Annotated in this window: 11 protein-coding genes and 1 tRNA gene; 6 read left to right on the top strand and 6 right to left on the bottom strand. The window is 68.8% G+C overall.

Features of this window, described 5'->3' with window-relative positions:
* Positions 1-146: 146 nt before the first annotated feature.
* The 3 genes from HUN07_RS10095 (at position 147) to HUN07_RS10085 (ending at position 2016) form a co-directional block, all read left to right on the top strand.
* On the top strand, positions 147-1052 hold the full coding sequence (locus HUN07_RS10095) for a DUF3105 domain-containing protein (RefSeq protein WP_114722190.1): 906 nt from the start codon (positions 147-149) through the stop codon (positions 1050-1052).
* 8 nt (positions 1053-1060) lie between these two features.
* Entirely contained in the window at positions 1061-1780 is a 720-nt protein-coding gene (locus HUN07_RS10090) for a DUF305 domain-containing protein (protein WP_174909494.1), read from the top strand.
* Between the two features lie 163 nt (positions 1781-1943).
* A tRNA-Arg gene (locus tag HUN07_RS10085) sits at positions 1944-2016 on the top strand.
* Positions 2017-2079: 63 nt separating this feature from the next.
* On the opposite strand, the gene HUN07_RS10080 is transcribed toward HUN07_RS10085, so the two are convergent.
* Both HUN07_RS10080 and HUN07_RS10075 read right to left on the bottom strand, forming a co-directional pair.
* Positions 2080-3360 (bottom strand): hypothetical protein, encoded by a 1281-nt coding sequence (locus tag HUN07_RS10080; RefSeq protein WP_174909492.1) that lies wholly within the window; start codon positions 3358-3360, stop codon positions 2080-2082.
* Between the two features lie 35 nt (positions 3361-3395).
* A complete protein-coding gene (locus tag HUN07_RS10075; RefSeq protein WP_174909490.1) occupies positions 3396-4421 on the bottom strand; it encodes a TIGR03617 family F420-dependent LLM class oxidoreductase in 1026 nt (341 codons plus the stop codon).
* Between the two features lie 90 nt (positions 4422-4511).
* Between HUN07_RS10075 and HUN07_RS10070 the strand changes: the two genes are divergently transcribed.
* Genes HUN07_RS10070 through HUN07_RS10060 form a run of 3 tightly spaced genes read left to right on the top strand, consistent with a single transcriptional unit; the run spans position 4512 to position 8694 of the window.
* Complete coding sequence (locus tag HUN07_RS10070; protein WP_254622884.1) at positions 4512-7808, top strand: arabinosyltransferase domain-containing protein; 3297 nt, start codon at positions 4512-4514, stop codon at positions 7806-7808.
* A 60-nt stretch (positions 7809-7868) separates the two neighbouring features.
* Entirely contained in the window at positions 7869-8204 is a 336-nt protein-coding gene (locus HUN07_RS10065; RefSeq protein WP_174909488.1) for an ArsR/SmtB family transcription factor, read from the top strand.
* Between the two features lie 16 nt (positions 8205-8220).
* The gene (locus HUN07_RS10060; RefSeq protein WP_174909486.1) at positions 8221-8694 is read left to right on the top strand and encodes an SRPBCC family protein; all 474 of its coding nucleotides are present in this window, start codon (positions 8221-8223) and stop codon (positions 8692-8694) included.
* Positions 8695-9012: 318 nt separating this feature from the next.
* Here the strand turns inward: HUN07_RS10060 and HUN07_RS10055 are convergent, their stop codons facing one another.
* The 4 genes from HUN07_RS10055 to HUN07_RS10040 form a co-directional block, all read right to left on the bottom strand.
* On the bottom strand, positions 9013-10128 hold the full coding sequence (locus tag HUN07_RS10055) for a 3'(2'),5'-bisphosphate nucleotidase CysQ (RefSeq protein ID WP_174909484.1): 1116 nt from the start codon (positions 10126-10128) through the stop codon (positions 9013-9015).
* On the bottom strand, positions 10125-11978 hold the full coding sequence (gene cysC / locus HUN07_RS10050) for an adenylyl-sulfate kinase (RefSeq protein WP_174909482.1): 1854 nt from the start codon (positions 11976-11978) through the stop codon (positions 10125-10127). Before cysC ends, HUN07_RS10055 begins: the two co-directional genes overlap by 4 nt.
* Positions 11978-12904, bottom strand: a complete 927-nt coding sequence (gene cysD, locus HUN07_RS10045) for a sulfate adenylyltransferase subunit CysD (protein ID WP_441346806.1) — start codon at positions 12902-12904, stop codon at positions 11978-11980. Before cysD ends, cysC begins: the two co-directional genes overlap by 1 nt.
* 176 nt (positions 12905-13080) lie before the next feature.
* A complete protein-coding gene (locus tag HUN07_RS10040; RefSeq protein WP_174909480.1) occupies positions 13081-14016 on the bottom strand; it encodes an IclR family transcriptional regulator in 936 nt (311 codons plus the stop codon).
* Positions 14017-14073: the final 57 nt, after the last annotated feature.

Genomic DNA, 14073 nt, shown 5'->3' with positions numbered 1-14073 from the left:
GGACGAGCACACCGATTACCCAGTATCGCCCTCTCAGAGGTTTCACTCAGGGTCGGAACGTACAGTGGTGAAGCCTGAGGGGGATCGGGGAGGCTACATACTCCTCGGAGATGCCCTATGTCCAATCACCGAAAGAGCACTCATCGATGCCCAGCGGTTCGGAAAGTCGCGGTCCCGGAAATAACAACACCCGGGCCAAGTCAGCCAAGGCAATCAAGGCAGCGAAGAACAAGGGCGGGGTGCCTGCCGCCAAGCGCGGCGGGGGCACGGCGCGCCAGATTCCGTGGCTGACCATCGGCGCGGTCATCGCCGTCGTCGCCCTGATCGGCGTCCTCGCGATCAACATCTTCCCGAAGTACCAGGATCAGCAGGCGGTGGCGAAGTTCACCCCGTCCGAGTCCAATCAGGATCCGTCGACAGCGATCGACGGCGTCGTCACGGTCGACTACCCGGCCGGCGTGCACGTCGACGCGACCCAGCGGGTCGCGTACGACCAGACCCCGCCGTTCGGCGGACCGCACGATTCCGTGTGGGCCACATGCATGGGCACCGTGTACGCCGATCCGATCCGCACCGAGAACGCCGTCCACTCGCTCGAACACGGCGCGATCTGGATCGCGTACAACCCCGACAAGATCGACGACGCGCAGCGCAAGCAGCTCGAGGAGCGTGCGAGCTCCCGTGACGGCTACATGCTGATGTCTCCGTACCCGGGCATGGACTCCCCGATCTCGCTGCAGTCGTGGGGACACCAGCTCGAGGTCGACACCGCCGACGACGAGCGCATCGACCAGTTCATCGCCGCCCTGCGCCTCAACCGGTACGCCTACCCCGAGGTCGGCGCGAGCTGCTCGACGATCCCCGGCTCGTTCGATCCCGCCAACCCGCCTCCGTTCGACGCGGCCGCGCCGGGACCGGACGCGGTCCCGATGGACGGCGGCGGCATCACGCCGGACGCGAGTGAGACCGGCGGCGGCGCCGGTCTGCCCAACGGCATGCAGATTCCGACCGAACTCCAGCAGCCGGCGCCCGCGACCGGCGGAAACGGCTGACCGACCCGATGACCGACAACCAGAACCAGGCCGAGGCCGGTTCCGCTCCGTCCAGCCGCAGTCAACGAACGGCGCTCACCGTGATCGGGCTGATCGGTGTCCTGGCCATCGGATTCGCGCTCGGCTTCTTCGTGAAGCTGCCGCTGAACGACGACACCACCACAGTCCCGAAATCTGATTCCGTCGACGTCGGGTTCGCGCAGGACATGACGGTCCATCACAACCAGGCCATCGACATGGCCACGATCGCGCTGACGAAGTCGGGCGATCAGGCGGTGAAGAACCTCGCGTACGACATCCTGACGACCCAGCAGAACCAGGTCGGCCAGATGCAAGGCTGGCTGGCCCTGTGGGATCAGGCGCCACTGCCCAGCGGCGGGTACATGACCTGGATGACCGAGGGCGAGGGCCACGGTCATTCGGACCACGCAGCGGCATCGACGGCGGAGCCGGCACAGGACTCCAGCTCGATGCCGGGTATGGCGAGCCCCGAGGAGATGTCGGCGCTGGGACAGTCGTCGGGGCCGGCGCTCGACGTGATGTTCCTTCAGCTCATGCTGCGGCACCATCAGGGTGGGCTCCCGATGATGCAGTACGCCGAGCAGTACGCGGACGTTCCGGTGGTTCGTAACCTCGCGAAGACGATGGTCGCGACGCAGCAGGGCGAGTCGACGCTCATCACGGGCATGCTCGCGGAGCGGAACGCCGCCCCGCTACCGATGAACTAGTCGGTACGCCTGTGGACCGGGCGGCGCATCCTCGAACGGGTGTGCCGCCCGGTCTCGTTTCCGCGCCGACCGGCCGAGAAACACCGATCTACCAGGCGATGTGGATGATCGCCGACAATGCGCTACGCTAACTCCGCCCACTGGCACACCGGATTTCCGGTGCGCCCCCGTAGCTCAGGGGATAGAGCGTTCGCCTCCGGAGCGAAAGGCCGCAGGTTCGAATCCTGCCGGGGGCACCGAGAAGGCCCCACTCTTTCGAGAGTGGGGCCTTCGGCCGTTTCCGGGCATGGTCCGTGACGTCAGTAGGCCCCCCGGGCTCCCGATCGCAGATCGAGTCCCCACGCGCCCACACCGCACAACACGATCGCTGCGAGGGCAACCGCGGCGGCGGGCGCCGAGACCGACACCTGCGGTTCGAAGACCGACGACGACGCGTAGTCGGCGTACCGTTCGGTGATCGTCCAGGCCGCTGCCGCGATGCCCGGGATCCCGACGGTGAACGGTAGCGAGAGTCCGACCGTGGACGCAGGCGCGGCTGTGGGCAGGCAGGTACCGACCACGTACCCCGCTGCGGCGGGCAGCACGAACATGGAGGCGATCGAGCGGAGATCCCACTCGGGTGCCACCAGGGACGCCGCAGCCACCGCCGCCAGGAGCGCGAACCCGGCCACCGGAACCGGCCACCGGAGCCCCGTCGCGACTCCGGCGACGATCAGCGCGGCCGGAATCGCGAGGGCCCACCAGTCGGTGCTCGACCACGGCATTCCCCCTGTTGCCGCGGCGAGTACCGCGGCACCGGCGAACACCACCTGCCCGTCACGCCCGGGCAACTGCCACGCGATCCAGGCAACCAGCGCCACCGTCACACCGACGTACGGATACCACCACTCGGGACGCGCCCCCGACTCGATCAGGATCCAGTTGGCCGCGAAGGCCGCGACGGGCAGTGCGGCGGCGACCGCGAGCCACCGGGTGTCGACCCGCGCAGTCCACGAAACTCTCCGATCGACGAGGGCCGTCAGGACGACCAGAACCGCGGCTACGACGGCGGGCCACAGGCCCACCACGCCCGACTGCTCCACGGACTCGCGCGACGTCAGCGGGGCATAGCCGATCCAACCCGAGTCCGCACTACCGAACCGACGCAGGTCGACGACGGACCCCGACAGCAGGAAGGCACCGATGGCACCCCCGGCGAGCGCGGCCTGGACGTTCCGATCGCGGGCGGCGAGAGGTGAGATCGCACCCAGAATCATGCCTGCGGCAACGGAATTCGAGTACAGGAGCACCGCCGGATCGTCGGGATACGACAGCACCTCCGGCAAGGCGAGCAGCAGCAGCCCGGCCACGGCAGCGGCCGTCACCAGCGTCACCGAGCGCCGCCGGGTCAGTGCAACCGTCACCAGCACGGCCACGACGGCGGCACACGCGACACCCGCCCCGTTCGCGGAGAGGGCGTCGGGCAGCCTGCTCCCGCCCCTGACGTAGTCGTCGGGCATCGGCGACCACAGCACCCGACCGGCGAGCACACCGCACAGCAGTGCGGCGAGCACGGGCACGATCCGAGCGACACGACTCATCCCACTCCCCTCCACAACTCTCCAGCTTCCGGGCCCTACATGGCCTGCAACTCGGCCACCACGTCGGCCATCCGCCGATCCTGGTCGGGGTTCTCGGGCAGCGCCAGCGTGACACCCTGCGCGACGCCGTCCAGACGCCGGCTGATCGCGTCGGCGAGCGTGTCGTAGCGCGCGGTAGGCACGATCGTGCCGAGGACGTCGTCGGTGACGATGTCGCGCAACCGATCCCAGTCCTCGCGACGGACCAGGTCGGACAACCGACCCTGGAGGTCGGGGAAGCCGTGACGCTCGAGCGCACCGCGGTAGGCCGGCGTCGAGTACAGGAACGCGAACAGGCGGCGGCGACGTTCGCGTTCCTCGGCGACGTCCGCGTCGGTCGCGCCGGTGATCACCTGCAGTCCGGCAACGACATCGAAGCCGTCGAGGCAGCGACCTACCGTCGACGCACCGTCGGTCAGCGCCGGCACGCATTCGTCGACGAGGTAGCGCGGATCGGAGTTGGTGGGGTGGGTGACGAGGCCGTCCGCGCACTCTCCTGCGACGCGGCACATGAGCGGTCCCACCCCGCCCAGGTAGATCGGGGGCATCGGGGTTGCCGAATCGGGGCCCGGGTTGAAGTACGGCTGCATCCGCGTGAAGCGGTACCTGTCCCCCTCGTACGCAACGAGTTCTCCGGTGCGGAACGTCGCGAACGCGGCCCGCACGACGCCGACGTATTCACGCATCGCCGCCGCGGGCGCGCTCCACGGCATCGCGTACCGCTCTTCGATGTTCTGCCGGATCTGGCTGCCGAGACCGAGATGGAACCGTCCGCCGGACAGCTTCGACAGGTCCCATGCGGTGTAGGCGGTCACGAGCGGGCTGCGCACGAACGCGAGCGCCACCGAGGTCCGCACCGTGATCCGTTCGGTGGCCTGCAGCGCGAGCAACGCGAGCAGGAACGGGTCGTGCACGGTCTCCGAGACGTGGAGGCCGTCGTAGCCGGCGGCCTCCACGCGTCGGGCGAACTCGGCCACCTTCGACAGATCGATGGCGGGATCGGTTCCGGTGTAGACCTTCATCCGTCAGTTCTACCCGGCGAATTGCCGGATTTCGCAGTGACGCGGTGCGTATGGCCGCGGTTCGTGTGATTGCGGTTACCATCGCTTCTCGTGGTCGACAGCATGGTGGGGGCGGAGCATGCATCCGCGAGCGGGCAGGCACGAGCAGACGATCGGGCGGCGTCGAGGTGGGGGCTTCGACGCGCGCGACTGATCGCGATCGTCGCGGCAATCGTCGGCATCGTGTCGGCGCTGGTCATACCTTTACTGCCGGTGCATCAGGAGCAGGCGACGCTGTCGTGGCCGCAGAACGGCGTCACGACCAGCGTCGAGGCGCCCCTCGTGTCGTATGCGCCCTTCACCTTCGACGCCCGCATCCCGTGCGCGACGGCCGCGGGCCTCGACGACGGAGGCCTTCTGGTCTCGACGATTCCCGCCGGTGCGCCGGGAACGGAGCAGTACGGCCTCATCGCCAAGACCGTGGCGGCGTCGGAGTCCACACCCGCCCGCCTGGAGGTGATCCTCCGCGACAGGTCGCTGATCTCGACTCCGCTGTCGGAACTGCGCGGCGTCGACTGCGCGATCGTCATCTCGTCCGATTCGAACCGGACGACGGCGTCGATCACGGGCCCCGGCGGGGAGTTGACGACGAAGACCGTCGAGGGCGACGTCCGCCCCCAGATGGTCGGCGTGTTCAGCGATCTCGACGGTTCGGCACCGGCCGGGTTGCAGGTGACCGCGGAACTCGACACCCGGTTCTCCACGACGCCCACGCTGATCAAGATCGTCGCGATGATCGTCACGGTGCTGGCGACGTTGCTGGCCCTGCTCGCGCTGCATCGACTCGATCTGACGGACGGCCGCCGGGCGCGCCGTTTCCTGCCCGCCCGGTGGTGGCGTTTCGGAGTCGTGGACGTGGTCGTCATCGGAACGCTGGTGCTGTGGCACTTCATCGGCGCGACCACTGCCGACGACGGCTACCAGTACACGATGGCGCGCTCGGCGCAGTCGTCCGGCTACATGTCCAACTACTTCCGCTACTTCGGTGTCCCGGAGACCCCGTTCGGCACCCCGTACTACTACATCTTCGGACTGCTCGACGACATCTGGAACGCGAGTCCGTGGGTGCGCCTGCCGGCGCTGCTCGCGGGCATCGTGACGTGGATGGTGCTCAGTCGCGAGGTGGTGCCGCGGCTCGGTGCCGCGGCGCGCACGAGTCGCCTCGCGCTGTGGACGGGCGCGTTGGGCTTCCTCGCGGTGTGGTTGCCGTACAACAACGGCCTGCGTCCGGAACCGATCGTCGCGGCCGGTGTGCTGCTCACCTGGTGCTCGGTGGAGCGGGCGATCGCGACCCGGCGCCTGCTGCCGGCGGCGGTCGCGATCCTCGTCGCCGCCGCGACGCTCTCGGTCGGGCCCTCCGGAATCATCTGTTTCGCTGCACTGCTCGCCGGACTGCGGCCGCTCCTGCGGATCGTGATCGCACGCGCGAAGACCGTCGGTTATGCGGCGCTGTTGTTGCCGCTCGTGGCCGCCGGCACCGCCATACTCGTCGCGATCTTCGCCGACCAGACGCTCGCGGTCGTCCCGGCGATGCAGGACGCCCACGACGCCGGCGGCCCGAGCGAGAAGTGGTTCAGCGAGAACCTGAGGTACCAGTGGTTGCTCAACGACACCGCCGACGGCTCGCTCTCGCGGAGGTTCGGCATCTTCGTGATGTTCCTGGGGCTCGCGGTCTCCGTCCTCGCGATGTTGCGCAAGGGAGGACGCATCCCCGGCACCTCGGCCGGTCCGTCCCGCCGGATCATCGGGGTCACGTTCGGCGCTGTCGCGCTGATGATGTTCACGCCCACCAAGTGGACGCACCACCTCGGCGTCTTCGCCGGCCTGGCGGGTACCCTCGCTGTGCTCACCGCAGTCGCCGTCAGCACGGCGGTGCTGCGCTCGCCCCGTAACCGCGCTCTGTTCGCAGCCGGGATCCTGTTCCTCCTGGCGTTCACGTTCATCGGGACGAACAACTACTGGTACGTGTCGGCGTGGGGTGTGATGTGGTGGGACAAGCCGCCGTCGCTCGCCGGCACCGGAGCTGCGACCGTGCTGTTCGGTGGGGCGATCGTGATGGTCGCGGTTGCCGCGTGGTGTCACGTCCGCGATTCCCGTGTACCCGAACCTGGTTCCCGCACCCGATGGTTGTGGGCGCTGCCCCCGCTGACGATCGCCGCCGCCGCGATGGTGCTGTTCGAAGTGCTCTCGCTCGCGAAGAGCACGGTGAGCCAGTACCCCGCGTACTCGGTCGGCAGATCGAACTTCGACGCGCTGCGTGGCCAGAACTGCGGGCTCGCGAACGACGTGCTGCTCGAAACCGATCCGAATGCGTCCATGCTGCAACCGCTCTCGGGCGACGCGGCGACCGCGCTCGCCGGCACCGAATCCACCGGGTTCGGGCCCAACGGCGTCGCGTCTGATCTCAGCGCCGACGCGGAGACCGCGGCATCGGGCACCGCAAACATGGTCAACCCCGACACGACGACCACGACGACGGACACCGCAGCCGGAACGGGCGGCGGCGAGGGATCGGTGGGCGTCAACGGCAGCTCCGTCGCGCTGCCGTACGGGCTCGACCCCGCCACCACGCCCGTGCTCGGCAGCTACCGCACCAGCGAGCAGACCCCGGCGTCACTGGTCAGCGGCTGGTACGGTCTGCCGGCCGTCGGCGACGACGGCACCCGCGCCGACATCGTCTCGATTGCGGTCGCCGGGCGGATCCGCTCGATGGACCGCGACGGCATCGTCACGTACGGCCAGGACCTCGAGCTCGAGTACGGCGTCCGCCGACCCGACGGTTCGGTGGACGTCCTGGGCCGGGCGCTGCCCTTCGACATCGGGCCCGAGCCGTCGTGGCGGAACGTGCGGGTTCCCCTGGACCAGTTGCCCGCCGAGGCCGACGCGGTTCGTCTCGTCGCCTCCGACGAGGACCGCGATCCCGATCAATGGCTCGCGGTCACTCCTCCGCGAGTTCCGCAGACGCGAACCCTCCAGGACGTCGTCGGGTCCGACACCCCGGTGCTCGCGGACTGGGCCGTGGGGCTCCAGTTCCCGTGCCAGCAGCCGTTCTCGCATCTGAACGGTGTCGCGGAGGTGCCCGGGTACCGGATCCTTCCCGATCGCCCGGGTGCGGTCTCGACGAACCGGTGGGAGGACCATTTCGGTGGTGGCCCGCTGGGCTGGACCGACCAACTGTTGACCGCCGAGACGATCCCTTCGTATCTCGATCACGACTGGCGTCGGGACTGGGGACAGATCGAACAGTTCACGCCGCGCAACGAGTCCGCGGTGCCGGCCGAACTGACGACGGTGACGGAACGGCGGTCGGGGCTGTGGAACCCGGGTCCGATGACCCTGCGTTTCTGACGGCCCGCGAATTGACGTCGATCCCTTGACTTGGGGCGGCGAGCGAGAATACTTAAGTGGGTGCTTAAGTATTCTGCGCCGCTCGACGGGGTGTTCCACGCACTGTCGGATCCGAGTCGGCGCGGAATGGTCGAGCGACTCAGCCGCGGCTCGGCCTCGGTCAGCGAGCTCGCGGCGCCGTTCGACATGTCACTGCCCGCCGTGGTGCAGCACCTCCGGGTGCTGGAGGCGTCCGGACTCGTCCGGTCCGAGAAGATCGGCCGAACCCGCACGTACCAGCTGATCCCGGGCGCTCTCGACCGCGCCGGACAGTGGATCGCCCAGCGGCGCACCACCTGGGAGCGTCGACTCGACCGACTCGGCGAGTACCTCACCGAGACCGACGAAGCACGCTGATTCGTAAGGAGCAGCCATGAGCACCCGATCGGTCACCCATTCCACATTCGTCATCGAACGCACCTACGACGCAGGCCCGGAACAGGTCTTCCACGCGTTCGCCGACCCCGACACCAAGGCCCGCTGGTTCACCGCCCCCGACGAATGGGTGTCGGGCGAGAACACGATGGACTTCCGTGTCGGCGGTCGCGAGACCACCGCGGGCGGGCCGAAGGACGGCCCGGTGCATTCGTTCTCGTCCATCTACCAGGACATCGTGCCGAACGAGCGAATCGTCTACACGTACGACATGCACATGGACGACGTCCGGACCTCCGTGTCGCTGGCGACGATCGAGTTGTTCCCGTCCGGGGCCGGCACTCGGCTGGTGATGACCGAGCAGGGCGCGTTCCTCGACGGCTACGACGACGCCGGGTCCCGCGAGGAAGGCACAAATCTTCTACTCGACGCGCTCGGGGCCGCCCTGGCGGCGGAGTCCGCATCGGCGTAATCGTCGATCCCGACGACGGAGGCCGGTTACGGAGCCCGAACTCCGGTCGATCCCGGTGTGCCCGCTCGAGGACCGCAGCGATCGCCGCGCGGGCTTGCGGGCTGTTGCGCCAGCAGGTCGACCCGGTGACGGCAGCCCCCGCGTCGAGGATGTCGTCGGCGTGGACGGATCGCAATGCGTCGAAGCTGTCGTGGCCCATGTCTTCGAGCCGTCGCACCACGGTGGGCCCGACACCTTTCAGAGCCAACAGGGCCGACCGTTCGCTGTCATCGAATGCCACGGGGGTGACACTACCGACAGGTCTGAACGCCTAGTTAGCTAGCGTTGCGGTTCGATGATCGCCGTGATCGAGTCGATCTCGGCGCTCGGGATCGCGAAGTGTTCGGTGATCGCGACGGTGAGGGTGTCGCGTCCGAAGCTCATGTCGAGCAGGAAGCGGGCCACCACGTCGGTGCCCCACTCCCGGAACTCGAGGTCCCGGACGGCGCTGATCGGCCGGTACTGCGCTCCGTTCTCGAGCATGGCGCGAATCTCGTCGCCGGAATCGCCTGTGCGCTGGCCGTTCTCGTAGCGGTGACAGTGCCGGGCGAGCCGGACCTTGCTGGTGTCGTGGGTGACGAGGGAGTCGATGTATTCGCGCGCCATCGCCACCCGCGGGGTGTCGGTGGGACCGCCGGTCTCCTCGGCGATCCCGGCGAGCAGCGGGACCGCGAGGTCGCGGCGGCAGATGAGCAGGTCGGGCAGGTACGGATGGGGTTCGTTGTAGCGCAGGGGCGTCCCGTCGATCCGGGAACAGTGCAGTCCGGCGGCCAGAGCGACGCCCACCGGTGCCGCCGAGTCCCATTCCCATTGCCCACCGGCGTGCACATACGCGTCGGCCTCACCGCGCAGCACCGCCATCGCCTTCGCTCCCGCCGACCCCATCGGGGCGACGTCGGCGCCGACCCGCCGGGCCAGCGCGTCGACGAACTGCGGTGGCCGGCTGTCGCTCACCAGGATTCGTGGCCGGGCACGGTCGGTGGCGACGGCGTGGACCGCACCGCTGACGTACACCTCGCGGCGCGCGGGTTGTGCGACGGCGGCGGCGGTGATGCCGAGTCCCCGCTCCCACAGCGCGACGTGGACGGCCCAGTCGGTGCGGCCCACGAGGCCGTACTCCCGGGAGCCGTCGAGCGGGTCGATGATCCACACCCGTGGATTGTCCAGCCGGAACGGGTCGTCGGCGGATTCCTCGGACAGCACGGCGTCGTCCGGCCGCTGGGCCGCGAGCCGCTCGACGAGCAGCGCGTTGGCCGCCTTGTCGCCGCGCCGCCCCAACTCCTTGGCCGCAGCGTTGTCGAGCGGGGTGTCCCACAGCTCGCGGTTGCGCAGGTCCAGCAGCAGGTCGCCCGCGCGGGTGGCCAGGTCGGCGGCGAGATCGGTGTCGGTGCTCACAGGTGCAGATACTCCATGATCCTCGCGGCCTGCGCGACCGGATCGCCGTCCTCGGGCCGGAGCACCAACTCTGCGTGTTCGGGCGCCTCGTACGGGTCGTCGACGCCGGTGAATCCGGTGATCTCCCCCGCCCGTGCCTTGGCGTACATGCCCTTGGGGTCGCGGGCCTCGCACTGTTCGATGGGGGTGTCGACGAACACCTCGACGAACGCCAGGCCCGCGTCTAGGTGTTGCCGCCGCACGTTGTCGCGGTCGGCCCGGTACGGACTGATGAGCGATGCGATCGCGACGGTGCCGCCGTCCGCGAGCAACTGCGAGACCGCACCCACCCGACGGACGTTCTCGGCGCGGTCCGCGGCAGTGAAACCGAGGTCGGCGTTGAGTCCGTGCCGGAGATTGTCGCCGTCGAGCCGGTAGGCCGGCACCCCGGCCGCGACCAGGCGGCGTTCGAGTTCGACGGCCACGGTGGACTTGCCGGACGCCGACAACCCGGTGAGCCACACGGTCATCCCGCGCGTGGCCCGCTCCTCCCGGGACACTGCGGCCGAGTGCCACACCACCTTCGATTCCTTGAGCGTCGGGCCGGTGATCATGCCGGCCGCAACGGTGTTGCCGGTCGAGTCGTCGACGAGGATGAAGCTGCCCGTGACTCGGTTGCGGCGGTACGGGTCGAACAGCAGCGGCTGCTGGGTGCGCAGCTGGATGCGTCCGATCTCGTTGAGCGTCAACGACTGCGCGGTCTCGTCGCGGTGCAGGGTGTTGACGTCGAGGCGGTAGTCGAGCCGGACGACCTGGCCCCTGGTGGCGCGCGTGGTGTGCAGCACGGTGTAGCGGGCAACCTCACTGAGGGCCGACTGCTCGGTGAGCCAGCAGACCATCGCGTCCAGCTCCTGACCGACGAGCGGGCGGTTGTTGGGCCGGCACAGGGTGTCGCCGCGGCTCACGTCCAGGTCGTCGGCCAGCTGGACGCACACCGCGGACGGCGCGAACGCCTCCTTCACCGGCTCGCCGCCGGGCCCCCAGATCGCGGCGATCGTCGACGTGAATCCCGACGGCAGGGCGACCACCTCGTCGCCGGGTTTGAACACGCCGCTGGCCACGGTTCCGGCGTAGCCGCGGAAGTCGTGCAGGTCGGCGTCGGTCTGCTGCTGCGGCCGGATCACGTACTGCACGGGCAGGCGCGCGTCGATGAGGTTGCGATCGGACGCGATGTGCACGTCCTCGAGATGGTGCAGCAGCGACGAACCCTCGTACCACGGCATGTTCTCGGTGCGGGTGACGATGTTGTCGCCCTTGAGTGCAGACACCGGGATGAACGTCAGGTCGTGCACGTCGAGTTTGGTTGCGAACTGGCCGAACTCGTCCTTGATCTCCTCGAATCGCTCCTGCGACCACTCGACGAGGTCCATCTTGTTCACACACAACACGAGGTGCGGGATCCCGAGGAGCGTCGACAGGAACGCGTGCCGCCGGGTCTGCTCGAGCACACCCTTGCGGGCGTCGACGAGGATCAGCGCGAGGTCCGCGGTCGAGGCGCCGGTGACCATGTTGCGCGTGTACTGCTCGTGACCGGGGGTGTCGGCGATGATGAACTTGCGCTGTGGGGTGGCGAAGTAGCGGTGCGCGACGTCGATCGTGATGCCCTGCTCGCGCTCGGCCCGAAGTCCGTCGGTGAGCAGGGCGAGATCGGTGTACTCGGTGCCCCGCTCGCGACTGCTGCGTTCGACCGCCTCGAGTTGGTCCTCGAAGATCGACTTCGAGTCGTACAGCAGGCGTCCGATCAGGGTGGACTTGCCGTCGTCGACGCTGCCCGCGGTCGCGACGCGGAGGAGTTGCTGGGTGTGCACCATCAGAAGTACCCCTCCTTCTTGCGGTCTTCCATCCCGGCCTCGGAGATCCGGTCGTCGGCGCGGGTGGCGCCACGCTCGGTGATGCGGCTCGCGGCCACCTCGGTCACGACCTCGGCCGCGGTGACGGCCGACGACTCGACGCAGCCTGTGCACGTCGCATCGCCGACGGTACGGAACCGGACGAGTTCGTCACGGGACTCCTCCCCCGGCAACAGGGACAGGAACCGCGTGTGCGCCAGCAGCATTCCGTCGCGCTCGACGACCGGACGGCGGTGCGCGTAATAGATCGACGGCAGCTCGATCTCCTCCGCGGCGATGTACTGCCAGATGTCGAGCTCGGTCCAGTTCGACAGCGGGAACACCCGGATGTGCTCGCCGCGGCGGTGTCGCCCGTTGTAGAGGCTCCACACTTCCGGGCGTTGCGCCTTGGGGTCCCACTGGCCGAACTCGTCCCGGAAGCTGAACACCCGTTCCTTGGCTCGGGCCTTCTCCTCGTCGCGCCGGGCGCCGCCGAAGACTGCGTCGAAACGGTTGTCCCGGATGCCGCGGAGCAGGGTGTGCGTCTGCAGCCGGTTGCGGCTGGCCCGCGGGCCCGTCTCCTCCACCACGTGCCCGGCGGCGATGTCGTGCTCCACACTCGCCACGATCAGCCGCAGCCCCAGGCGGTCGACGGTCCGGTCCCGGAACTCGATGACCTCGTCGAAGTTGTGTCCGGTGTCGACGTGCATCACGGCGAACGGCAACGGCGCGGGCCAGAAGGCCTTCGCCGCGACGTGCAGCATGACCACCGAGTCCTTGCCGCCGGAGAACAGCAGCACGGGACGCTCGAATGTCGCGGCGACCTCACGGAAGATGTGGACCGCCTCGGCCTCGAGCGCCTGCAGGTGGGACAGCTCGTAGGTGGACGGGGACGCCAGGGGTGTCACGCGCGGCTCCTCGACGGATCAATCGGTACAGTTTTGTACCGGGTCGGTTCGCATACTGACTCTGAGCTGAGAATAGAACCGGTTCCACCGGGCGGTCAATGGCTCGCGATCACCCCGCGCCGTGGCCGAATGTCACATCGGTTCAGTCAGACCGAACGCATGTGACATTCGGCCGGTCAGGGGCGGACGGGACACCGACCGCCGACCTCCGCAGTCACGGCATCCGCGGCCGCCACGAGCGCCGCACCACGCCATGCGATCTCCGCGCCACTGATCGCCCCACCCACGTCGAGCGTCAGCACGAGCGACTGGTGGCCGTCCGCGTCGTAGACCGGCGCGGCGATCAGGCTCACCGGATACTCGACGCCGACCTCGGTCTCGCTGTGCAGATAGACACGCTCACCGAGGCTCGACACCATCTCGCCGATCAGCTCACGAAGCTCCGTCGGTAGATCCCGACCGGCGACGCCCGCCATGAGCGAGAAGAGCTTGCGCCCGACCGGGGTGAGCCGCTCGACGAGGTAGCCGACCCGGCGGCAGTCGTCGACGACCCGCTGCAGGAGGTCACGGTCGAGGACGACCGGCAGCGCCGGCTCCCGCCGCAACCAGGCCTCGAGATCGTCGTCGCCGTCCCAGATCACGTACATGAGTCCGACCGGCGGGGCGAACGGATACGCCTGCCCCACCCGGGCCGCCGTGCGCCCCAGGGTGACCCCCGGCGGGTTGACGGTCTCGAGAATCATGACCTGGTCACCCACCACCGCAGACGCCGTACACACCGCACCGAACTCGGCGGCGATCTTGTCGAGTTGGGCACGCGCGATCGGCCCGATGGCGAATCCTCGCTGCGCGGCGCGTCCAGCGGCGATGAGCGCAGGACCGAGGCCGTACGTCTTCGACGCCGGATCACGGGTGAGGTATCCGCCGGACACCAATTCGGAGAGGATGCCGAGGCAGGTCGGCTTGCTGATCGCCAGCGTGCGCGCGAGTTCGGACAGCCCGAATCGCTGCTCCTCCCGAGCGACGAGGAAGTCGAGGATCTGGACGACCCGCGCCGTCGGCGGAGAACGGCGTCCACCGGACTCGGCGGGCTCGGCGACCCCTGCAGTCATTGACCACTCCTTGAAACACGTTCTATCGTCTGACGCATCGCATGTTCTACCACCCAG

Source organism: Rhodococcus sp. W8901, from assembly GCF_013348805.1.
Classification (GTDB): Bacteria; Actinomycetota; Actinomycetes; order Mycobacteriales; family Mycobacteriaceae; genus Prescottella.
This window is presented reverse-complemented; position numbering and strand designations above follow the sequence as displayed.

What these genes read in the sequence shown, in the direction of transcription:
- HUN07_RS10040 (WP_174909480.1), bottom strand. Translation starts at nt 14,016, where the DNA reads ATGACTGCAGGGGTCGCCGAGCCCGCCGAGTCCGGTGGACGCCGTTCT.
- HUN07_RS10075 (WP_174909490.1), bottom strand. Translation starts at nt 4,421, where the DNA reads ATGAAGGTCTACACCGGAACCGATCCCGCCATCGATCTGTCGAAGGTG.
- HUN07_RS10060 (WP_174909486.1), top strand. Translation starts at nt 8,221, where the DNA reads ATGAGCACCCGATCGGTCACCCATTCCACATTCGTCATCGAACGCACC.
- HUN07_RS10080 (WP_174909492.1), bottom strand. Translation starts at nt 3,360, where the DNA reads ATGAGTCGTGTCGCTCGGATCGTGCCCGTGCTCGCCGCACTGCTGTGC.
- HUN07_RS10090 (WP_174909494.1), top strand. Translation starts at nt 1,061, where the DNA reads ATGACCGACAACCAGAACCAGGCCGAGGCCGGTTCCGCTCCGTCCAGC.
- cysC (WP_174909482.1), bottom strand. Translation starts at nt 11,978, where the DNA reads ATGGTGCACACCCAGCAACTCCTCCGCGTCGCGACCGCGGGCAGCGTC.
- HUN07_RS10095 (WP_114722190.1), top strand. Translation starts at nt 147, where the DNA reads ATGCCCAGCGGTTCGGAAAGTCGCGGTCCCGGAAATAACAACACCCGG.